Raw genomic sequence first — 22,208 nt, 5'->3', positions numbered from 1 at the left:
TTATTTCTCATTTAAAGGAAAAGGGCAGAACAACGCCTCTGAGTAGATACTCACTTTTCTATCATCATAAAAAACGCGCACAGAAAAACCTGATCAGCGTAGGATCAGAGTTGCTTGCGTCGTGCTTATTGGTTGAGTTAAACGAGAGTGGTGGGTGGTGCTCTGGGGAGAATGGAGGTGAAGGGCACACTGTATTTGTGCGAAATAGTCACCGTTACTATGTTCGGGTAACGGCTTTGAGTAAGGGGAATTAACTCAAAAGTTTTGGCATCGATCCAGTTTAAATGGAAAAGCAGGGAGCAATAGCCACAAGCCTCTAAGAGGTTGGCGCTTTCGCCGTGTCCATGATGACCGTGGTGGCTAATATGTGCTGAGCTTGTCGGTTTGTTGCTTGCTTGCTTGGAAAGCATTTTTGCATGGTCGTGCCCTGACATAGCCATACTTTCCATCGACATTTGCATCGTGGTTGGCTGGGGTGAAAGTGCATTACTTACTTGAGAGAACAGCGGGCCAAAATAAATAAGGAAAACAGCAAACAAACAAACGCACACAGCAAGTTGTGTGCGTTTGTTTGGGTGGCTTTTTAATAGGCGACCCTTTTGAATGGGAGCCTTTAATTGAAAGTGCAAAGCGCTTTTATCTTAAATCAAAGGTTTTGTGTTAGCTTTGTAAGTCGGCTGCATGTTCTTCGGCAGAAGAAACAATGCATTCGCCAGCAAGGTTTGGCGCTACACCAACAGAAAAGCCATCACCTTGCATGCCTGGAAGCCATTTCTCGGCCCAATCGGCAGCGTTAATTTCTAAGCTATTAAACCCTTGATACTCTTTCTCGCCCCATGCGGTAGCTAGGGGTTCCGCTGGCCAAATAGGTAATACTTTATCGCTACCAAGATCAATAATTAAACAGCCCTCTGCGTCAGCCAGTGTCCATACGGATGTGCCTTTCTTCACGAGGTTTAAAACGTGATCATAGCGTTCGCTGCTAGGTAAACGATAGAAGGTATCATCAAGAAGGATTGTGTTTGACATGAATTTGACTCGGGTTGGTAAAAAAACGCATCTTAACACATCGGCTAAAAAGAGTGATCAACTCAATCACCCAATTTAATTTCTTCGGGTAAATTCCTCTCAGCTTGCTGCGCCATTCCCGCGAAGGAGGTTGTCGTTAAAGCGTTGTAGGCCTGATGAGGGGAGTACAGGCGTAGCCTACAATATGTTGATTTATATTGCTTTTTGTAGGTCGTGGCTTTAGCCCGACAAGACATAATTTGTTGTGGTGAGTTTTTTGTCGGCATAAATGCGCGACCTACAAGGTCGAGAGAAGTCGTTTTGCGACGGCTTCCTTCGAGAGAGAATGGCATATGAATAAAGTTTAATATTGCTCGGATGAAACACCGATACCCCGCAGCAAGCTTCGGGGTATCGGTGTTTCATGTGTTATAGGTACCTAATAACAGTCTTATGCGAAAAGGGCATGAAGGCCCTTTAAGTGCTGTTCTTTAACATGGTCTTCCATCCAGCTTCCAGTGATGCCGTTTTGGGCTAACTGAAAAAGCTCATCTTTGCTAATGCCAGTGCCATTAATAAGTGATGCATAGTTGTCGTTCATGTAGCCACCAAAGTAAGCTGGATCGTCAGAATTGACGGTAGCATGCAAACCAAGTGCCAGCATATTTTTGATCGGGTGGTCTTTCATGTCGGTGACGACACAAAGCTTTAAATTGGAAAGCGGGCAAACCGTCAGAGTTAAATTACGCTCTTTTATCGTATCAATAAGTTTATCGTCTTCTAACGCTCTGTTGCCATGATCAATTCTGTCAACGCCGATTTGGTTTATAGCTTGCCAAACATATTCTGGAGGGCCTTCTTCACCAGCATGGGCAGTGATCTTTAAGCCAAGCTTTTTGCAGGCTTCAAAAACACGTAAGAATTTTTCCGGCGGATGTCCGACTTCTGAGCTGTCTAATCCAACACCATCAATCCAAGCTAAATAAGGTTTTGCTTGTTCTAGCGTGTCAAAGGCGCTTTCTTCACTGAGGTGGCGTAGGAAAGACATAATGAGCTTGGAGGTCATTCCCCATTTTTTCTCGGCGTCTTGCAGGGCGTTGTAGATGCCTCGGATTTGGGGCTCAAAGCTCACCCCTCGAGATAAGTGGCCTTGTGGGTCAAAGAAAATCTCTACGTGCACAACATTTTCGCTATTAACTTTTTTCAAATACGCCATGGTAAGGTCGTAAAAATCGGCTTCATGGAGTAGTACAGACATACCTTGATAATAAAGATCGAGAAAATCTTGTAAGTTCGTGAATTGATAAGCGGCTTTTAAAGCATCTACTGTGCTGTATTTTAGTTTCACCTGATTTCGTTGGGCTATGGCAAACATCTGCTCTGGCTCAAAGGTGCCTTCAATATGTAGATGAAGTTCTGTTTTGGGCATTTTCTTTGATAGTTCGATTAGTGTTTCCATGGGGGTACCTTTCGTTGCTTTGCCTTTGATTCTTAAATATAGCGATAAAACCGATGATGAAAAAGGATGGTTGGCTGAGTTTAAGAATAGTGATTAGGAAAAAACGGCAGAATATACAGCCAGCGGCGCTGGCTGTATATAAGCATAGTAGGACTTAGCGAGGAATTTCGTCAGTAATGCCATCAACATACCAATTTACTTGAGCAAGCTCTTGATCTGTTAGTGAGTGGTTGGCTGGAACTGCGATATTGCCTTTGTTGTCTTTAATAGGCCCAGTGAATGGTTTGAATTCACCAGAATTGATTGCAGTATAAGTTGCATCAATTTTAGCTCGAACATCTGCTGGAAGGTTTGGGTTAATAGACGCTAGAGATAGCATGTCTTCTTGGAAGCCGCCCCAGAAATCTTTAGAATCCCATGTGCCATCCATAACGGCTTGCACTCGTTTGATGTAGTAAGGTGCCCAATCATCACGAACAGAGAAAATATGTGCGTTTGGCGCAAATTTACTTTGGTCAGAAGCTTGGCCAATGGCGCGTAACCCACGTTTCTCAGCAGCAATAAGCGGCGCTGGGCTGTCGGTGTGTTGTAGCATTACATCAACACCTTGGTCCATTAGTGCGTTTGCAGCATCTGTCTCTTTACCTGGATCGTACCAAGTATTCGCCCAAACAATTTTCATTTTTACATCTGGATTAACACTTTTTGCACCCATGTAAGCGGCGTTGATGTCACGGATAACTTCTGGGATCGGAAATGAACCAATATAACCAATGGTATTGGTTTTGGTCATCATGCCTGCAGCCACGCCTGAAATATAACGGCCTTCGTAGGTGCGAAGAACGTAAGTGCCTAAGTTTTTAGACAGTTTGTATCCAGTAGCATGCTCAAACTTTACTTTAGGAAAGCGCTTCGCGACTTTTACCGTTGGGTTCATAAAACCAAAAGAGGTAGTAAAAATAAGGTCATTGCCTGCTTTAGCGAGTTGGGTGATTACTCGCTCGGCATCAGCACCTTCTGGCACGTTTTCAACGTAAGTGGTTTTTACTTTATCGCCAAAATATTCTTCTATGCCTTTACGACCTCTGTCATGTTCATAGCTCCAGCCTAAGTCGCCAACGGGTCCAACATAGACAAAACCGACTTTGAGTGGATCCTCAGCTTGAACAAAACTTGCTCCCGCTAAAAGTCCCAGACCTATCAATACACTTTTAAGTTTCATTGCTTGCTCCTTTTGTGCCCGAAGGCATTTTATTTATGGTATTCACTTTTTTTGTTTAGGCCATTTGTCTTGGGTCAAAGGTTTTTCCTAATGACCTAGGGGCCAATAATTTTTCTTTAAATTTATCTGCGCTGATAATCACCATTACAATGACTGTTGCGACATAAGGCAGCATGGCAAGTAGGTTTGGTGAAATAGACCAGCCCAAGCCTTGAAGGACTAAATGCATAATGCTTGCTATGCCGAAGAGGTAGGCACCTAACATGATTCTGCCGATTCGCCACGATGCAAAGACGACCAATGCAAGGGCGATCCAGCCGCGCCCCGCTGTCATGTTTTCTACCCACATAGGAGTATAAACAAGCGACATATAGGCGCCTGAAATGCCCGCCATGACACCGCCAAACATGACGGCTAAATAGCGAACTCTTAACACTTTAATGCCTATGGCGTTTGCTGCGTGAGGGTTTTCTCCGACGGCGGTTAAGGTTAGTCCGATGCGTGTTTTGTAAATCACAAACATCAGAATAAAGGTCATAGCAAAAGAGGTGTAAACCAAAATGTCATGACTAAAAAGAATGCGACCGAGAAAGGGAATGTCCGATAGCAGTGGAATGGCAATAGGCTGAAAACCTTGAATGGTTTGGCCAACAACACCTGATCCAATAAAAGCACTTAAGCCGGTTCCAAAAATAGTTAAAGCAAGCCCTGTGGCTACTTGATTGGCGCCAAGATGCAGAACGAGTACTGCGAAAATTAAGCTCATTATGCACCCCATTATCATGGCAGCAAGAACACCAAGTCCTGCACTACCTGTGCCATAAGCCGCTAGGAAGCCTACTACAGCGCCCATTAACATCATGCCTTCTTGGCCAAGGTTTAACACGCCAGATTTTTCACATATAACTTCACCTAGGGCAATAAAAAGCAACGGAGTGCCAGTTTTTACGGCGGCAAACAATATTTGTACGATTAGATCTGAGTCCAAAATAGGCTCCTAGTTTGTCGCTTTATTAGAAAAGGCGAGTCTGTTGTTAATAAAAAAGTCACATGCCAAAAGAAAGAACAATAAAACACCTTGGAACATACTCACCACGGCAACGGGGATGCCCATTTCGATTTGTGCTAAATCGCCTCCCATATAGAGAACCGCCATGAAAACTGCTGCTAAGATAGCGCCAAGAGGATTTAGTCTTCCTAGGTAAGCAACAATGATGGCGGAATAGCCGTAACCAGGTGATACATTGGGGACCAGTTGCCCAATTGGGCCAGTGGTTTCACTGACACCTGCTAAGCCTGCTAATGCACCTGCAAAAAGCATCACCATCCAGCTTAATTTTCTGCTACTAAAGCCTGCGTACTTTGCTGCTGGTTCATCGGAACCAAAAACTCGTATTTGAAAGCCAAGGTGGGATTTGCTTAATATAAACCAAGCGATAAAAGCGGATATGATGGCAAAAACTATACCAAGGTGAATTCTGCTGCTCTCAAATAGTGTCGGTAAGAGAGTGGTATCGGAAAACATTGCGGACTCAGGAAAGCCGAAGCCTTGGGGATCACGGAGAGGTCCATGTACTGCCCAAATAAGAAGATATAGGCCGATGTAGTTAAACATGATGGTGGTTAATATTAGGTTTGAATTAAAGCGTAACTTTAAATAGGTCGGAATTGCCGCCCAAATCATGCCTGATGCTATGCCGGCTAATAAGGTTATTGGCAAGGCAAGAATAGAGTCAGAATCGCCAAAGTAAAGCGCCATTGCCGATCCACCTAGAGCGCCTGCTAATAGTTGACCTTCAGCACCAATGTTCCATAAATTGGCTCGATAACATAAAGACAGGCCAACAGCACAGAGTAGGAGAGGCCCCATTTTGACAAACATTTCTCCAATGTTGTAACTGTCCGCTAATGGTGCGATTAATAAGACATGCAATGCTTGAATCGGCGATTTTCCTATGGCTGAGAAAAGAGCGCAGCCAAAGATCAGGGTTAACGCAATAGCTAGAAGCGGTGAAGCCACTTTCATCAATGAGCTTGGCTCAGTACGAGCTTGGATAAGAATCATGCGGTTGCCTCTTGTTTGTCAGAGGCTGACGTATTTTTTATAAAAGTACCAGCCATCCATTGTCCTATTTGATCTATGTTGGTGGTTTCAGTTTTCACAACAGGTGATAGGTAGCCATCGCAAACAGCTGCCATTCGGTCGGCCAACAAAAATAATTCATCAATGTCTTCCGAAATAAGCAAAATGGCAGCGCCTTTATCACGAAGTTCTAATAGGGCTTGATGAATGGCAAGTGCTGCGCCTACATCGACTCCCCAAGTAGGGTGGGCACAAATAAGCACTTTAGGGTTCTGTCCAATTTCGCGCCCCATGATGAATTTTTGCAAGTTGCCGCCACTTAAGCTTTTCGCTTCGGAGAATTCACCGTGACATTTTACTTTATATTTGGTGATGAGCTCGCTGGTGTAGCCTTTTATACTCTGCCAGTCGACTAGGCCGTTTCTAATGAAGCCTTGGCTGTGAGTTAGAAGGGTATTTTCTGTTAGGCTCATGTCTGGAACAGCGCCTCGACCTAAGCGCTCTTCTGGAACGTATGCCATACCAAGTTTTCGACGCTCGCCAGCATTTAAATCACTAATGTCTGAACCATCAAGTGATAAGCTGTTCTTTACACTGCGTTCATCTTCACCACTGATAATGGCCATCAATTCGTCTTGACCGTTGCCAGCAACGCCAGCGATGCCGAGGATTTCACCTGATTTTAGTTCGAAGTTGAGGTTCTTAAGCGCTGTCCCAAAAGGCTGCTTGGCTGCAAGAGATAAGTCTTCGACGTTAAAAACGCCAACAGTGCCTTCTTTTTTTGTGTACCCTGCATCTTGTTCAGCAAGATCACCTACCATCATTTTTGCAATAGAAGCTGGTGTTTCTCTTTGTGGAATGCAGGTATCAACCACTTTTCCGCCTCGTAAAATAGTGGCTTTATGGCAAATTTCTGTAACTTCATGGAGTTTGTGGCTGATAAATAAAATGCTACAGCCTTCATTTGAAAGTGTACGTAGAACGCCAAATAACCCTGACACTTCTTGGGGGGTTAAAACCGAGGTAGGTTCGTCTAAGATTAGTAATTTTACGGATTGAACTAGGCAGCGCATTATTTCAACACGTTGTCTTTCTCCTATTGATAGTGAATGTACGTATCGGCTTGGCTTTACGTTTAAGCCATATTCTGCAGAGAGGTGAGTAATTCTTTCTGCCAAATCTCCGATTTCATTTAATTGTGTCTTGCTCAAACATAACTCAATGTTTTGGCTAACTGTTAATGTTTCGAATAATGAAAAATGCTGAAACACCATCCCAATACCTAAATCACGAGCAATAGAGGGTGATTTGATAGAGACTTCTTTCCCATTCCAAATAATGTCTCCTTTGTCTGGAGCCACCACACCATAAATGGTTTTTACTAAAGTGCTTTTGCCTGCACCATTTTCTCCTAGCAGAGCATGAATTTCTCCTGGCATCAGGGTTAAGCTGATGTTGTCGTTGGCAAGGCAGCCGGGGTATTGCTTGGTAATGTTTGTGAGCTCAAGGCGTGATACCAAATTGTGCTTTTTCAATGTACTGGCACCTTATTCTATTAAATGAGTAAAAGACTTGAAGATACTGTGTCATCCGATATGTATGATAACTTTTTCATCTTTGTGCACCGTTTTGGTTTATGCCTCGCTTCCTTTTGGGGCATTTCTGATCTTTCTCATGTATTTTTGACCGATCAGTTAATTTTTTGCTTTTAGTATTGATAATAATCAAGTTTCATGCCAACGAAGTGGATTCTTTCACGAAAAGTTTACTTGATTTTGCAAAATGATAGCATGTGATTGTCGTTATTTTTTAGGAGATAGGAGGGGAGGTTGTCAAACCCTCTTTGTAGGGTTTTTACTTGGCTTAATTTATAGAAAAAATAATTGGTTTTCTGTAAAGTATGCGCTTTAGCCTGCACATTATAGAAAACTGTTTTTTTGTACGTATTGGGTGATGAATATAGCGATTTGATCGCAATTTAAATTATTTCAGGCAAATATATACGGGGTATTGTGTTTTCATCGATAAAGCAATTCATAAATACGCTTTTGAATATTGGTTTTGAGGATGAATTTGGAAATGACCTCAATCAAAAGCATGTAGTGAACTTCTCTTACATAATTTTTTGTGTGGGCTGTTTGTTTTTGATCGCTGTTTTTACCTTTCGTCAAATGTACTCTATTACCATCCTTTCTACTTTGGGTCTACTAGTTGCCTTGGTGGGTCTTCGATACAATTTTATTGGGCATCTTTTTAGGGCTCAGATTTTAATGCCTATCATTAAAATTTTTCAAACATCTATTCTCAGCTTGTTTTATTTTGGTACTGAAAGCGGTTTTCATTGGTTTTTTGTCAATGTTATTGCTTATGCTTTAGTTGTTTTTAGAACAGATCGACAAGCAGTGAAATATTGGGTTGTTGGCATCTCATTAGCGTTATTTTTACTTTGTGAATTGACCGATACCAATGGGTTGTATCTTAATTCAACAGATCAAGAGCTATCCGTTATCTTGGTGTTTTTTGCGGTGAGCTTTAATTTTGCAATGGTTATAAACCTAGTTATAAGTCGCTTGAAGTCAGTTAATCAGCATTTACGTATCCTTGCTGAAAAAGATGAGCTGACGGGGTTATCTAATCGGCGAAAGGTATTGGCCGATGCAGTTAATATTTTTGCAGATTCAATTATCAATAGAGAATCATGTGTTTTCTCAATCGTAGATTTGGACCATTTTAAAAAAATTAATGACACCTTTGGTCATGAAGCTGGTGACCTTGTGCTGGCTAAAGTATCTGCAATGATGGCTTCTGTTATTCGGCCACAGGATGAGATTGGTCGTTACGGCGGTGAAGAGTTCATCGTTATTATGCGTGGAACTAGCATCAAAGACGCTGCTGATATCATGGAAGCTATGAGGCGGTCTGTTGAAGATATGTTGATAGAGACGGAAAATGGAATTGTTATTCCTGTTACTATTAGCATCGGTTTGGCTGCAATAGACCCTGGCGTTTCACGTTATGAAGAAATACTAGCGCAAGCTGATAAAGGTCTTTATGTCGCGAAGCGTAGTGGTCGTAATCGCCTTTCTGTGCAGTCAGATTATCAAAATTAGATTATATTTACTTCCCTGTATTGACATATGAGTTGTCCACTTTCTCTGTGGATAAACTTGTTGGCTAATCCATTTTTTCTTTATTTATTCGTGGTGGGGCTCATTTGCTTCCTATATTGTTTCGTTGTGATGATTATTGGGTGATCGATAAGCCCGCTGGTATGAGCTTTCATGCAGAGTCAGAAGAGATGGGAGTTATGCAGTCTTTGTCTGCCTATTACCCTGAGCAAACGTTTTATCCGGTGCATCGATTGGATAAAATGACGTCGGGTCTGTTGGTTGTGGCGTGTCACGCAAAGGCAGCGGCTGACTTTGGTAGGATGTTTGAGCAGCATGCAGTTGAAAAACGCTATTTGGCGTTATCAAAGCGCAAGCCTAGAAAAAAACAAGGCACGATCGCTGGTGGTATGTCCCCTAGTCGAAGGGGGCAGTGGAAATTGACCAAAGAAGGTGAGAATATGGCTGTCACTCAGTTTTTTTCTTCATCTTTTCAAGGGTTTAGGGTTTTCATTGTTAGGCCTTTAACGGGGAAAACCCACCAGATTCGTGTTGCATTAAAAAGTATTGGTTCGCCCATTTTTGGCGATCTTAGATATGGTGGTGAAGAGGCAGATAGAGGATACCTTCATGCTTATTTTTTGCAGTTTAACTGGCATGGAGAGGATAAGGTTTATGTTTGTGCACCAAATAATGGGGCGATGTTTTCATCAGCTTTAGGTGACTTTGTGGGCGCTCAGTTTGATGAGTCTTTATTAAAATGGCCCTCTAAAAAATAATTGATTAACTTAGCTAGCTTGAATGCTTGCTAAGAAGGAATTTGAATGAAAAATGTTTTGGTTTATTGTCGTCAAGGCTTTGAAAAAGATTGTGCGGCTGAGTTATCTGAAGTAGCGAGCAGTAAAGGTTTTTACGGGTACGCCAAAGTTGTGCCGGATGCTGGCTATATTGTGTATAACTTTGACCAGCCTGATGCTGGCGAAACCTTGATTCAGCAATTGAGTTTTAACCGCCTTATATTTGCTCGCCAGATTATCGCTGTGAATGACGTGATTGAGTTGGAGCAGGGTGGCCGAGTTGAGTCCTTGCTAGAGGCTGCTCGGGAATTGCCGCTTGCGGAAGAAATCTGGATTGAAACAGCAGACACTAATGAAGCTAAATCTTTGTCGGGTTTAATTAAGAAGCTGGAAAAGCCATTGCGTGACGGCTGGAAAAAGTCGGGTGTGTTGCGTAATAAGGCGGTAGGTGTTCGTCATCATGTGTTTATGCTGGATGGTGAGGCGGCTTACTTAGGTGTTTCATACGCGGTCTGCCGTAGTGAGTTTCCGATGGGGATTCGTCGTTTACGCTTTCCTGCAGCAGGCCCAAGCCGTTCAACACTTAAGCTGGAGGAAGCTTTTCTACAATTTGTGCCAGAACAAACGCGAGAGTCTGACCTAACAGAGGGTATGACGGCGGTTGATCTTGGTGCGGCCCCTGGCGGCTGGACATATCAGTTTGTTAAAAAAGGCATTCATGTTATTGCAATTGATAATGGCCCAATGCAAAAAGAATTAATGTCGACGGGTTTGGTTCAGCACGAAAAGGCAGATGGTTTTAAATATGAGCCACCTTACACTGTAGATTGGTTAGTGTGTGACATGGTGGAGCGACCAATTAAAGTCGCAGAATTAATGGCTAATTGGTTGGCAAGTGGATGGACTAGACGAGCAATTTTTAACCTCAAGCTGCCAATGAAAAAACGCTACCAAGAAGTGTCTTTGTGCTTACAGATGATAGAGGCAATGTTGAGAAAAGCTGGCGTCGGTTATCAGTATCAAATAAAGCACCTTTATCATGATCGTGAAGAAGTTACAGTATGTATTATGGTTCGATAATATAATGGGCTAGTTGTTGAAGTTGAAAGTCTGAAAGTGGTACATATAAAAATGCCCGGTAAGTAAATAATACTTATCGGGCATTGTTTTATGGTGGTTTTGAGGGTTTTAAATAGAGTCCCTTGCTCTGAATGGCGAGTAACCCATCGCTTCTTCCATTAAGGCGTCTCTTTCGTATACATCGTTACGAAACTCCAGCATACCGTTTGCATTTGGAACTACAGTGAAGTAAACCAAATACACAGGGATGTAAGTAGGTAGCGAGATGACTGTGTTGCTTTTATTCTTCAATGAGCTGTTCATAGCGTTGAGTTGTTTGCTGCCTTTGGTAATTTCTCTAGCAAACTCAACAGGGTTCTCTAGTCGTACACAACCGGAGCTAAATGCTCTGTCGCTTTCGCGAAAAAGGTGCTTAGCAGGGGTGTCGTGTAAATAAATTTCGTTTTTGTTTGGAAACATAAACTTATACTGGCCTAGGGCATTGCCTTCGTCTGGCTCTTGTTCAAAGCGAAAGGCTAACTTGTCCTCACTGATCGCTTTCCAATTGATTTTGGTTGAATCAAGTTCTTTTGCGCCAATACTCCAGCTTGAGAAGACTTTATAGCCATGTTTTACAAGATAGTTTGGATCAGCTTGTAGTTTTGGTAAAAGGTTTTCTCTGGCGATACGGTGCGGTACTCGCCATGTAGGGTTGGTAACCATATAGGTCATTAAGCCCTTGAATACGGGGGTTTTTCTGTCTGGCCTTCCTATGACTGCCTTCATTGAAGTGAGTTCGCCGTTAAGGTGCATATCGACGGTGTAATTGGTTAGGTCGACCCAGACTCGGTTCGCTTCTAGCTCGCTTGGCAGCCAGCGCCATCTTTCTAAGTTGTAAGCAATTTGCTTCGCTCTAGTTTCTAGTGGAACATTAAGCATTTCTATTGTTCTGGATCCTGCTGCACCGTCCGCTGTTAGGTGATGGCGGCGCTGAAAGCGCATCAATGATTCTTTTAGGCGAGAGTCAAACTGTTCTTCATTTACTTTGCGTGTGGAAAAACGAATGTCACCAAGTTGTACTAGTCTCGCTCTTAGTTGGGCAACTCTTGGTCCTGTATCGCCAAGGGATAAAGGCACGCCAGCGCTAACGAAAATATCACTTTCTTTTGCAGCTAGGTCTTGGTAATAAACCAGCCATTTTTGTAAAACTTGATATTGTGGGCTGCGTGGTGACAGAAGTTGCAGTGAATTTACCATGTCGGTTGCTGAGTCGAGATACAGTAAATCTTTCCAGGTGTTGCTTGGCGCATCAAGTTGCCAATTTGGGTCTATCAGCTGAGGTTCGTAGCGGCCATTGCTAATGTCATGGGCGTAGCTGGTTAAGGCAATAGTCGAAATGACATCCATCTCTGCTAGTTGCTGAGGTGTTGGGCTTTTTAGGGCTAAATATTCTTTGATAATCCCAGCGTGGTAATGAATGGGATTTAAACCTTGGCTTTGGGATTGCTCTAGAATATCAACGAGCTTATAAATCGACATGTTGATTTTTTTGTCTTGAATCCAAATTGGATCGTAGCCACGAGCTTCATAGGCTTGAAGAACAGTGTTGTTTGGAAGGGCTTGCCCAGCAACTGGTGTGAACGCATTAAGTGCTAATGAAACTTGCTCCTTCACACTGCTTTCTATTTGCGATTCACTTGGTGGAATAACAATGAATTGTTTGCTTGTTTTTGAGGTTGAGCAAGCGCCGAGCAATAAGCTAACACAGAGTAAAGGGAGTAGGTGCTTCGCTGGTATCATTGATATTTCCTTTTTAATAAGCCTGTGTTGATTGGGCTAGTTTCATCTTCCAAATGGGTCAATATGAAGAGTGCTTCTTCACGGTTACTTCCGCACGTGTATTCTTCGGCGCTAAATTTGTCGCATACCTCAGGTCTTGAGGGGTCGCCAAATATGGCGCAGCGATAATCAGCTAGTAGCTGTATGCAAGGTTCTCCAGCAGCTTTTCCATTTGGCATACCAGGTATAGGAGAGCTAATAGAAGGGGCTGTGCAACATGCACCGCAATTTTCTCTGCATTGCATAAAGGGCCACTTTGCATTTAGATAGAGTAAGGTTAATGTTAAGTACTGTCAGATTTTTATAAAACCAGACTGTAAAATAAGTATTTTAGAGTATCGGAATCGCGGGTCATAGGGGATAATTTAAAAATATTCAAAAAGTATGGCACTTACTTTTAAAATGGGAATTGAGCATGGTAAAGGAAAGAAAAATATTAGTCATTGAGGATAGTCCTGTCGTTTTGAAGGTCCTCCATCATTTACTTTCCCAGACGGCTTTGTTTACCCCGATATTGTGCGCTTGCTACAAAGAAGCAGAAGAGAAATTGGCGCTTTCAGGTGAAGAATATTTTGCGGCGATTGCTGATTTGAATTTGCCGGATGCTGAAAACGGAGAGGTTGTTGATCTTGTTTTGTCGCATAAAGTCCCATGTGTCGTTTTGACTGGCAATTTTGATGATAAGTTACGCCTTCGTCTGCTAAATAAAGGGGTGTTGGACTATATCACTAAGGATGGTCGCTATTCTTTTAATCATGTAGTTAAGGTGATTGAGCGACTAGACCGTAATCGAGACATTAAGGTTTTGGTTGCTGAAGACTCCTCTACAAGCCGTTTGTTTATCAAAATATTATTGGAGCAATATCGGTTTAATGTCGTTGAGGCTGAGAATGGTCAGGTCGCTTTGGCTAAGTTGGAGGAAGATCCTTCTATACGCATGCTGATAACAGATTTTAATATGCCTTTGGTTAATGGTTATGACCTTGTGCGTATGCTTCGTTATAACTCTCGTTTTCAGGACTTAGTCATTATTGGTTTGTCAGCAGAGGGGGACAATGCTTTATCTGCTAAATTCATAAAGGCTGGTGCGAATGATTTTCTGAAGAAGCCTTTTTATCACGAAGAGTTTCATTGTCGGGTTATTCATAGTCTAGAGGCGCAGGAGATGCTCGAGACCATACGAGATCTTGCTAACATTGACCCTTTAACTAAGTTAAAAAACCGCCGCAGCCTATTTGAAGAGGGTGAACAGCTGCTTCGAGATAATGCCCTAGGGCTTTCTCTCGCTATGTTAGATATTGATCATTTTAAAAAAATTAATGATACCTATGGCCATCTTGTTGGAGATAGTTTGCTTGAGGCGGTAGGGCGGGAGTTTATTGAAGCATTTCCAGATATGCTGGTTGGCCGTTTTGGCGGAGAAGAATTTTGTGTCGTCGCGAAAGTAGAGGGCCAAAAATTTCAGGATAGGTTACATGCTTTCTTGGAAACTTTGCGCTTAAAGGAATTCACGGAAGGAAAAATTCGTTTGGCTTTCAGTGTTGGTATATGTAGCGATAAAGTTGACACATTTGAGGAGTTGATTCGAATGGCAGATCAGAATTTGCATGAAGCGAAGCGTTGTGGGCGAGATAGAATTGTATCCAGTTTTTGATTGCTGATGCTTAGTTGTTCAAGACAGAATAAAAAACCGCATCAATTGATGCGGTTTTTTAATAACTATTGTTTGTTAGCCTTTCAGCATTTTAGACAGTATCGGGTTAACAAGGCCAGGATTGGCTTTGCCTTGCGATGCTTTCATAACTTGCCCAACAAAGAAGCCAATCATTTTCTTTTGCTTGTCTTCATCGGCGGCTCGGTATTGTTCAACTTGTGCTGCGTTAGCATCTAAAATAGTCTGAATCATGGCTTCAATGGCGCCAGTATCTGTGACTTGTTTTAGGCCTTTGGCTTCGATAATCGCGTCTGCCGAACCTTCACCGTTCCACATGGCTTGCAGCACGTCTTTTGCTGTTTTGCCATTGATAGTGTTGTCTTTGACTCGAACTAACAGTCCACCAAATGCTTCTGCGCTAACCGGTGAGTTTTCGATGTCTAGCTGTTCTTGGTTAAGGAGTTTGCTTAGTTCGCCCATTGCCCAGTTTGCAGTTAATTTTGCATCTTTAGCGACGTTATTGGCTGTTTCAAAATAGTCAGCCATGGCGCGAGAGGATGAAAGAACGTTGGCGTCATATTCGCTGAGTCCGTATTCGCTTTGGAAACGAACGGCTTTTTGGCTTGGTAGCTCAGGTAGCGTTGCCTTGATACCGTCAACGTATTCTTGCGTCAGTACTACCGGAAGTAGATCTGGGCATGGGAAGTAGCGGTAATCGTTGGCGTCTTCTTTAGAGCGCATGCTGCGAGTTTCGTTCTTTTCTGGATCATACAGGCGAGTTTCCTGAATGATGCGACCGCCGTCTTCCAAAATGTCTGCTTGGCGCTCTATCTCGGTGTAGATTGCTTTTTCGATAAAGCGGAACGAGTTGACGTTTTTGATTTCAGTACGAGTGCCGTATTCTTTCTGGCCTTTAGGGCGTAGTGACAAGTTGATGTCGCAACGCATAGAGCCTTCTGCCATGTTGCCATCGCAAATACCAAGGTAGGTTACGATAGAGTGGATCATCTTAACGTAAGCCACGGCTTCTTTTGCTGAGCGAATATCTGGCTCAGATACGATCTCAAGCAAAGGCGTGCTAGAGCGGTTCAGGTCTATGCCTGTCATGCCCTGGAAATCTTCATGCAAGGATTTGCCTGCATCTTCTTCTAGGTGGGCGCGAGTAATGCCAACGCGAGAGGTAGTGCCATCTTCTAGCATCACATCGAGATAGCCTTTACCAACAATAGGATGATCCATTTGGCTAGTTTGGTAGCCTTTTGGAAGGTCCGGGTAGAAGTAGTTTTTACGAGCAAAAACGGATGACATGCCAATTTCAGCGTTGATGGCGTGTCCAAACATAACGGCCATGCGTAACGCTTCCTTGTTAAACACAGGTAATGCGCCAGGCATACCTAGATCAACAAGTGTGGTTTGTGTGTTTGGTTCGGCGCCAAAGCCAACGGCAGCGCCTGAAAACAATTTTGATTTTGTAGAGAGCTGAGTATGAATCTCAAGGCCAATAACAACTTCCCAGTTCATGCTTATGCTCCTTTTGCCATAGTTGGTGTTTGTAAGTGCCAATCTGTATTTTGTTGATACTGATGCGCTACGTTTAAAAGCTTGGCTTCGGCAAAATAGTTACCCATTACTTGTAGCCCAACCGGCATGCCATTGGCAAAGCCTGCTGGAACAGACATGGCTGGGATGCCTGCAAGGTTAACGGATAGGGTGTAAATGTCTTCAAGATACATGGCAACTGGATCACTTGTTTTGCTGCCAAGACCGAATGCGGTAGTTGGTGCAACGGGTCCCATGATGACATCGACTTCATCAAGTGCTTTAACGAAGTCTTCTTTAATCAGGCGACGAATTTTTTGTGCTTTTAGATAGTAAGCATCGTAGTAGCCTTCAGAAAGTGCATAAGTGCCAACCATGATACGTTTCTGTACTTCAGTACCGAAACCTTCAGCACGTGAGCGCATGTACATGTCTAATAAGTCTTTTGGATCGTCGCAGCGGTGGCCGAAACGAACGCCATCAAAGCGAGATAGATTTGAAGAGGCTTCAGATGGTGCAATTACGTAATAGGACGGAATACTTAGCTGTAAGTTTGGCAGGGAAATTTCTTTTACCGTCGCGCCCAGTTTTTCAAACTCTTTTACTGCCGCCATAATGATGTCAGCGACTTGTGAGTCTAGACCTTCGCCAAAGTATTCTTTTGGTAATCCGATTTTTAGGCCTGTTAGCGGAGCGTTCAAATTGGCTAGATAATCTTCTGAAGGCGTATCTGCAGATGTAGAGTCTTTTTCGTCGAAGCCAGCCATAGCTTGCATCAAGTGTGCGCAATCTTCAGCGCTTTTTGCCATTGGGCCGCCTTGGTCAAGGCTGGATGCGTAGGCAATCATACCGAAGCGAGATACACGGCCGTAGGTTGGTTTTAGGCCAGTAATGCCGCAGAAAGAAGCGGGTTGGCGAATGGAGCCGCCCGTATCTGTGCCTGTTGCTGCAACAGCTAGTCCTGCAGCAATAGCTGCCGCAGAGCCACCTGAAGAGCCGCCAGGGACCATGTCTAGGTTCCATGGGTTTTTTACGGCACCGTAAAAGCTGTTTTCATTGGAAGAGCCCATCGCGAACTCATCCATGTTGGTTTTGCCTAGCATTACTGCGCCAGCCTGTTGAATGCGACTAGTTACGGTGGATTCATAAGGCGGAATGAAGTTGTTCAGCATTTTTGAGCCACACGTGGTTAATGTGCCTTCCGTGCAGAATAAATCTTTGTGGGCAATAGGGATGCCGGTCAGGCTAGTGCCTTTGCCATTTTGAATAAGTGCATCAGCTGTGGCTGCTTGTTCAAGAGCGCGCTGCTCGCTAACAGTAATGTAACTATTTAATTGCGGATCAAGCTTAGCGATACGCGCTAAAAATAGGCGTGTTAGCTCAACGCTTGAAATGTCTTTGTTGCGCAGCTTTTGCGCTAATGTCGAGATGCTTTGTTCGAACATGCTTGTCTCTCTTAATCGATCACTTTCGGTACTAGGAAAAGGCCAGCTTCGGTCTGAGGTGCGTTTGCTAAGAATGCGTCACGACGATTTTCTTCGGTGACTATGTCTTCTCTTAAGCGTTGCGTCATCTCAAGTGGATTAGAAAGAGGTTCAACACCATCGGTATTAACAGATTGCATTTGCTCAACGAGTGATAAAACGCTTGAAAGAGAGTGTTGGTATTGATCGGCGTCTGCCTCAGTAAGAGCGAGGCGTGCCAAGTGTGCAATCTTTTGCACGTCTTGTTTGTCTATGGACATGTTCCACCTAAATGTTTTGATTATCGTAAATGCCCGCCATTGTATCTCTTAGTGGTATTGCTATAAAGCAAAGCGGGTGAAAAAGAAGGCATATTTTAGATTTATTAATTTTTTTTGCTAAACAATGAAATACCTTGGAACTTTTTTAACATTTACGCGGAATCAACTTGCCCATTGGCCCCGTCATTGTTACATTTTGACGCTGTTCGTATCGTATTATCAGGGTGTAAGAATTCATGTTTAAGAAAATCAGGGGAATGTTTTCAAGTGATTTGTCAATTGACTTAGGAACGGCAAATACCCTTATTTACGTTCGTGACCGCGGAATTGTGCTAGATGAGCCGTCTGTTGTTGCTATACGTCATAATGGAAACCAAAAAACAGTGGCGTCTGTTGGTACAGATGCGAAGCGCATGTTGGGTCGTACACCGGGTAATATTACCGCTATCCGACCGATGAAAGACGGTGTTATTGCTGACTTTCATGTTACAGAAAAGATGCTGCAATATTTTATCTCCAAGGTTCATGAAAATAGTTTGTTAAAGCCAAGCCCTCGAGTTTTGGTTTGTGTGCCTTGTAAATCTACCCAAGTAGAGCGACGTGCGATTAAAGAATCCGCTTTGGGCGCTGGCGCACGCGAAGTTTATATTATTGAAGAACCTATGGCGGCGGCTATTGGTGCAGGTCTTCCTGTTGCTGAAGCGTCAGGTTCCATGGTTATCGATATCGGTGGTGGTACGACAGAGATCGCTATCATTTCTTTGAACGGTATTGTTACATCTGAATCGATTCGAGTAGGTGGTGACCGTTTTGATGAAGCCATTACTACATATGTTCGTCGCCAATACGGTAGTTTGATTGGTGATGCGACGGCTGAGCGCATAAAAACAGAGATTGGTATGGCTTACCATACTGGTGAAGAATTACAGATCGATGTTCGTGGTCGTAATTTGGCTGAAGGTATTCCTCGCTCTTTCACTCTAAGCAGCACTGAAATTCTAGAAGCGCTACAAGAGCCATTGGCTCAGATCGTACAAGCAATTAAAGGTGTTCTTGAGCAATCTCCACCAGAATTAGCTGCAGATATTGGTGAAACGGGGTTGGTTTTGACTGGCGGTGGTGCGTTGCTACGTGAAATTGATCGCTTGATCAGTGAAGAAACTGGTCTACCAGTTATCATAGCTGACGATCCGTTAACCTGTGTTGCTCGTGGCGGTGGTATGGCTTTAGAGTTGATGGACAAACACGCTTCTGAGTTGTTTACAGCAGATAACGAATAAGCGTTAGGAGCGTACCATTAATAATTCGCTTCTTTTCAGTGGCAAAGTATCCAGCACACGTTTTGTTGTGTTGGTTATTTTGTCTATTGCGATGATCGTTGCTGATGTACGTTACTCGGCTTTTTCACAAGTAAGGCCTTATCTGACTTTGCTTGTGACACCTATCCAAGTTGTTGTTAACACGCCTCAGAAAATGTTCAATTGGGCTGGTGAGCATCTTGCGAGTAGGGAAGGCTTGGTTAAAGAGAATCAGTCTTTACAGTCTGAAATTTTAATCCTACGCAGTCGACAGCAGCGCCTTGAATCTCTGCAAGCAGAAAATGTTCGCTTGCGAGAGCTTTTAGATGCATCTCAACGGGTTGATGAAAAAATCGTAATGGCTGAGGTAATTGGTTTTGACCAAAGTGCTTATAGTCATCGATTGATGATAGACAAAGGGTTTTCCTCTGGCGCTTATGTTGGTCAACCTGTCTTGGATGCGACTGGTGTGTTAGGGCAAGTTGTTGAAACATCTGCTTATAGTAGTCGTGTATTGTTAATTGCCGATGCTAATCACTTTGTGCCTGTGCAGCTTTCACGTACTGGTTTTAGAGGGATTTTGCGTGGTACTGGAAGCGTCACCATTATGGAATTGATGAGCGTTCCTCGTTCAGTTGATATAAAAAAAGGTGATGTGCTCACTACTTCTGGTTTAGATAATCGCTTCCCCAGTGGTTATCCTGTCGGTGTTGTTCGGAGTGTGAAATATACTCAGGGCAAAGCTTATGCTGATGTGGAAGTTGTCCCTTTAGCTCAATTGGGTCGAAGCCGTCACGTTATGCTTATTGAAAAGCCTAAGGCGGGACGGTCATGAAGCCTATCTTTGTATTTTGTATTACCTTATTAACCGCTTTAATGCTTGAGGCTGTGCCTTTTCCTGGTGATCTTGTCTGGTTCCGCCCTGAATGGGCTTTGTTGGTCATTTTATATTGGGTTATTGCGTTGCCATTCCGTGTTGGTGTTGGTTTGGCGTGGTTTCTAGGTTTGATGGTTGATCTATTGCAAGGCGGCATAATAGGTCAGCACTCATTAACCTATGTGATTATTGCTTATACCTGTGCCGTGTTTTATAAGCGGTTGAGAATGTATCATCGTTGGCAACAGGGTTTTTTTATATGTTTGTTGGTAAGTGTGAATCAGCTTGTCGACTTCTGGGTTGATCATTACCTTGGTAATGCTGAGCCAACATTAATGATTTTTATGCCTGCGGTGATTACTGGGGCTTTATGGCCTTGGTCTTTTATTATATTGCGCAGTGTGCGCCGTATTTATGCTATTCGCTAGGTTTATTCTTTAGGGAAACATTATGCTTGTTTTGGCTTCAGCTTCGCCGAGAAGGAAAGAGCTGCTTGGTCTTTTGGTTAAGCGTTTTGAGGTGTTGCCTGCTGACATCGACGAAACGCCAAAAGAGCAGGAAGAAGCGAAAGAATATGTTGTTCGTATGGCAGTGGAAAAAGCGCATGCAGCATCCAGAATATATAAGCAACAAAATCATCATCTTGACTCTTCAGTGATTTTTCTCGCGTCAGATACCAGTGTGGTTGTAGACGGCTGTATCCTTGGTAAGCCGGAGTCTCTTGAGGATTCAAGGTCAATGTTAAGGCGGCTGTCAGGTCGTTCTCATCAAGTCATTACCTCCCTTTGTCTGTGCAATATTAATCTTGAATATGTCGCTACGGAATGTGTTGTAAGCGATGTGAGTTTTCGAGATATCTCAGATGTAGAAATAGATCAATATTGGAAAACCAATGAGCCCAAAGATAAAGCTGGTTCATACGGCATTCAAGGTTTGGGTTCTATTTTCGTGCGCTCTATGTCAGGATCTTATTCTGCTGTTGTTGGGTTGCCCCTTTATGAAACGGCTGAGTTGTTAGCCCAGTTCGGAATTCATTCACTAGAGGAAATGTCACATGAGTGAAGATGTACTCATTAATGTTACTCCAATGGAGATTCGCGTTGCTCTAGTTGAGAACGGCGTATTACAAGAAGTTTATATAGAGCGTTCCAGCCGTAAAGGGATTGTCGGTAATATTTATCAAGGCAAGGTTGTCCGAGTTCTTCCTGGTATGCAGGCGGCATTTGTTGATATTGGCTTGGAAAGGGCTGCTTTTATTCATGTATCAGAGGTTGTGAGCCGTGATGCTGTTAACCCAAGTGATCAAATTGGTGATTATTTGCGTGAAGGGCAATCTCTAGTGGTTCAAGTGACCAAAGACCCTATTAGTTCAAAAGGCGCGAGACTAACAACTCACCTTTCTATTCCTTCTCGCTATTTGGTTTACATGCCAGATCAGGCACATGTTGGAGTGAGCCAAAGAATCGAAGATGAAGTTGAGCGTGAACGTTTAAAATCGTTAGTTTCTGAAGCGCTCACGGACGCAGATGAAAATAGTGGTTATATATTAAGAACTGCAGCAGAAAGAGCGGGTGAAGACGAGATTCTTGCTGATATCAAGTTTCTTACTCGTCTATGGCAATCTGTAAAGCGTCGTATGCAAAATGCAAAAGCGCCTTCTGTTATTTATGAAGATCTTCCTTTGCACTTACGTACTATGCGTGATTTGGTTGGACTTTCGACAGAAAAAATTCGAATAGATTCCAAAGAGAATTATGCCAAGTTACGTTCTTTCGCTGAAGATTTTATTCCTGACCTTAGAGATCGCATTGAGTATTATCCTGGTGAGCGTCCGATCTTTGATTTATACAGTGTTGAAGATGAAATTCATAAGGCGTTAGATCGTAAGGTGCAATTGAAATCTGGCGGTTATTTGCTTGTTGAGCAAACCGAGTCCATGACCACTATAGATGTTAATACTGGTGCTTTTGTCGGAAGTAGAAATCTTGAAGAAACCATCTACAAGACAAATTTAGAGGCGGCCACCGCAATAGGCCGGCAACTTAGGTTGCGTAATCTAGGTGGTATCATCATCATAGACTTCATTGATATGGAAGATGAAGAGCATAAGCGTCAAGTGCTACGTATGCTTGAAAAAATATTAGATGCGGACCATGCGAAAACCAAAATTACTGGGGTTTCTGAGCTTGGTTTGGTTGAAATGACGAGAAAAAGAACGCGCGAGAGTTTGGGACAAACCTTATGTGAGCCCTGTCGTTCCTGCCGAGGCAGTGGTCTTGTTAAAACACCAGAGACAGTGTGTTATGAGGTGTTCCGGGAAATATTAAGAGCAGATCGCGCCTATAATTCACAAACATACACTGTCTTGGCAGCAAGTGCTGTTGTTGAAAGGTTTCTTGACGAAGAAAGTGTTGCTGTTGCTGAGTTAGAGGCATTCATTGGCAAAACTATCCGTTTTCAAGTTGATTCTGTTTACACGCAAGACCAGTATGATGTCGTTTTGCGTTAACTAAAAAGGACCT

General features: G+C 43.1%; 21 protein-coding genes. 9 read left to right on the top strand and 12 right to left on the bottom strand.

The window, feature by feature from the left end:
• Positions 1–137: 137 nt before the first annotated feature.
• The 7 genes from JSY38_RS01680 to JSY38_RS01650 all read right to left on the bottom strand — a co-directional run bounded on the left by JSY38_RS01680 (position 138) and on the right by JSY38_RS01650 (position 7,307).
• Entirely contained in the window at positions 138–551 is a 414-nt protein-coding gene (locus tag JSY38_RS01680; RefSeq protein ID WP_239544485.1) for a DUF2946 domain-containing protein, read from the bottom strand.
• 109 nt (positions 552–660) lie between these two features.
• Positions 661–1,029, bottom strand: a complete 369-nt coding sequence (locus JSY38_RS01675) for a DUF2750 domain-containing protein (protein ID WP_205114926.1) — start codon at positions 1,027–1,029, stop codon at positions 661–663.
• A gap of 430 nt (positions 1,030–1,459) precedes the next feature.
• Positions 1,460–2,467, bottom strand: a complete 1,008-nt coding sequence (locus tag JSY38_RS01670) for an adenosine deaminase (protein ID WP_205114924.1) — start codon at positions 2,465–2,467, stop codon at positions 1,460–1,462.
• A gap of 154 nt (positions 2,468–2,621) precedes the next feature.
• The gene (locus JSY38_RS01665; protein ID WP_114412910.1) at positions 2,622–3,689 is read right to left on the bottom strand and encodes a BMP family ABC transporter substrate-binding protein; all 1,068 of its coding nucleotides are present in this window, start codon (positions 3,687–3,689) and stop codon (positions 2,622–2,624) included.
• A gap of 55 nt (positions 3,690–3,744) precedes the next feature.
• The gene (locus JSY38_RS01660; protein WP_114412909.1) at positions 3,745–4,677 is read right to left on the bottom strand and encodes an ABC transporter permease; all 933 of its coding nucleotides are present in this window, start codon (positions 4,675–4,677) and stop codon (positions 3,745–3,747) included.
• A 9-nt stretch (positions 4,678–4,686) separates the two neighbouring features.
• Positions 4,687–5,754, bottom strand: coding sequence for an ABC transporter permease (locus tag JSY38_RS01655; protein ID WP_205114922.1), 1,068 nt, complete (start codon positions 5,752–5,754; stop codon positions 4,687–4,689).
• Positions 5,751–7,307: an ABC transporter ATP-binding protein gene (locus JSY38_RS01650; protein WP_205114920.1), complete on the bottom strand. Its 1,557-nt coding sequence runs from the start codon at positions 7,305–7,307 to the stop codon at positions 5,751–5,753. The genes JSY38_RS01655 and JSY38_RS01650 overlap by 4 nt, the downstream gene beginning before the upstream one ends.
• A gap of 513 nt (positions 7,308–7,820) precedes the next feature.
• Here JSY38_RS01650 and JSY38_RS01645 point away from each other — a divergent pair.
• The 3 genes from JSY38_RS01645 to rlmM all read left to right on the top strand — a co-directional run bounded on the left by JSY38_RS01645 (position 7,821) and on the right by rlmM (position 10,756).
• Positions 7,821–8,882, top strand: coding sequence for a GGDEF domain-containing protein (locus JSY38_RS01645; RefSeq protein WP_239544147.1), 1,062 nt, complete (start codon positions 7,821–7,823; stop codon positions 8,880–8,882).
• Positions 8,883–8,986: 104 nt separating this feature from the next.
• Entirely contained in the window at positions 8,987–9,658 is a 672-nt protein-coding gene (locus JSY38_RS01640; protein ID WP_114412905.1) for a TIGR01621 family pseudouridine synthase, read from the top strand.
• A 45-nt stretch (positions 9,659–9,703) separates the two neighbouring features.
• The gene (rlmM, locus tag JSY38_RS01635) at positions 9,704–10,756 is read left to right on the top strand and encodes a 23S rRNA (cytidine(2498)-2'-O)-methyltransferase RlmM (RefSeq protein WP_114412904.1); all 1,053 of its coding nucleotides are present in this window, start codon (positions 9,704–9,706) and stop codon (positions 10,754–10,756) included.
• A gap of 108 nt (positions 10,757–10,864) precedes the next feature.
• On the opposite strand, the gene JSY38_RS01630 is transcribed toward rlmM, so the two are convergent.
• Both JSY38_RS01630 and JSY38_RS18480 read right to left on the bottom strand, forming a co-directional pair.
• Entirely contained in the window at positions 10,865–12,535 is a 1,671-nt protein-coding gene (locus JSY38_RS01630) for a L,D-transpeptidase family protein (protein WP_205114917.1), read from the bottom strand.
• Positions 12,532–12,819, bottom strand: coding sequence for a YkgJ family cysteine cluster protein (locus tag JSY38_RS18480; RefSeq protein ID WP_239544138.1), 288 nt, complete (start codon positions 12,817–12,819; stop codon positions 12,532–12,534). Before JSY38_RS18480 ends, JSY38_RS01630 begins: the two co-directional genes overlap by 4 nt.
• Before the next feature lie 170 nt (positions 12,820–12,989).
• On the opposite strand from JSY38_RS18480, the gene JSY38_RS01625 reads away from it, so the two are divergent.
• A complete protein-coding gene (locus JSY38_RS01625; protein ID WP_205114915.1) occupies positions 12,990–14,228 on the top strand; it encodes a response regulator in 1,239 nt (412 codons plus the stop codon).
• 75 nt (positions 14,229–14,303) lie between these two features.
• Here JSY38_RS01625 and gatB read toward each other — a convergent pair whose 3' ends face one another.
• Genes gatB through gatC form a run of 3 tightly spaced genes read right to left on the bottom strand, consistent with a single transcriptional unit; the run spans position 14,304 to position 17,511 of the window.
• Entirely contained in the window at positions 14,304–15,749 is a 1,446-nt protein-coding gene (gene gatB / locus JSY38_RS01620; RefSeq protein WP_205114913.1) for an Asp-tRNA(Asn)/Glu-tRNA(Gln) amidotransferase subunit GatB, read from the bottom strand.
• A gap of 2 nt (positions 15,750–15,751) precedes the next feature.
• Complete coding sequence (gatA, locus tag JSY38_RS01615) at positions 15,752–17,212, bottom strand: Asp-tRNA(Asn)/Glu-tRNA(Gln) amidotransferase subunit GatA (RefSeq protein ID WP_114412900.1); 1,461 nt, start codon at positions 17,210–17,212, stop codon at positions 15,752–15,754.
• An 11-nt stretch (positions 17,213–17,223) separates the two neighbouring features.
• Positions 17,224–17,511 carry an Asp-tRNA(Asn)/Glu-tRNA(Gln) amidotransferase subunit GatC gene (gene gatC, locus JSY38_RS01610; RefSeq protein WP_205114911.1) on the bottom strand — a complete coding sequence of 96 codons (288 nt, stop codon included), beginning with the start codon at positions 17,509–17,511 and terminating at the stop codon, positions 17,224–17,226.
• 236 nt (positions 17,512–17,747) lie between these two features.
• On the opposite strand from gatC, the gene JSY38_RS01605 reads away from it, so the two are divergent.
• From JSY38_RS01605 to rng, 5 genes are all read left to right on the top strand, one after another.
• A complete protein-coding gene (locus JSY38_RS01605) occupies positions 17,748–18,791 on the top strand; it encodes a rod shape-determining protein (RefSeq protein ID WP_110573027.1) in 1,044 nt (347 codons plus the stop codon).
• 67 nt (positions 18,792–18,858) lie between these two features.
• A complete protein-coding gene (gene mreC / locus JSY38_RS01600) occupies positions 18,859–19,644 on the top strand; it encodes a rod shape-determining protein MreC (RefSeq protein WP_239544126.1) in 786 nt (261 codons plus the stop codon).
• Complete coding sequence (gene mreD, locus JSY38_RS01595; protein ID WP_114412898.1) at positions 19,641–20,114, top strand: rod shape-determining protein MreD; 474 nt, start codon at positions 19,641–19,643, stop codon at positions 20,112–20,114. The genes mreC and mreD overlap by 4 nt, the downstream gene beginning before the upstream one ends.
• 22 nt (positions 20,115–20,136) lie before the next feature.
• A complete protein-coding gene (locus JSY38_RS01590; RefSeq protein WP_114412897.1) occupies positions 20,137–20,748 on the top strand; it encodes a Maf family protein in 612 nt (203 codons plus the stop codon).
• Positions 20,741–22,195 carry a ribonuclease G gene (gene rng, locus JSY38_RS01585; protein WP_114412896.1) on the top strand — a complete coding sequence of 485 codons (1,455 nt, stop codon included), beginning with the start codon at positions 20,741–20,743 and terminating at the stop codon, positions 22,193–22,195. The genes JSY38_RS01590 and rng overlap by 8 nt, the downstream gene beginning before the upstream one ends.
• Positions 22,196–22,208 lie beyond the last annotated feature (13 nt).

The organism is Marinomonas foliarum, assembly GCF_016906065.1.
In the GTDB taxonomy this organism is placed as follows: domain Bacteria; phylum Pseudomonadota; class Gammaproteobacteria; order Pseudomonadales; family Marinomonadaceae; genus Marinomonas; species Marinomonas foliarum.
The sequence above is the reverse complement of the archived record's forward strand: the minus strand, read 5'-3'. Positions and strand labels throughout refer to the sequence as shown.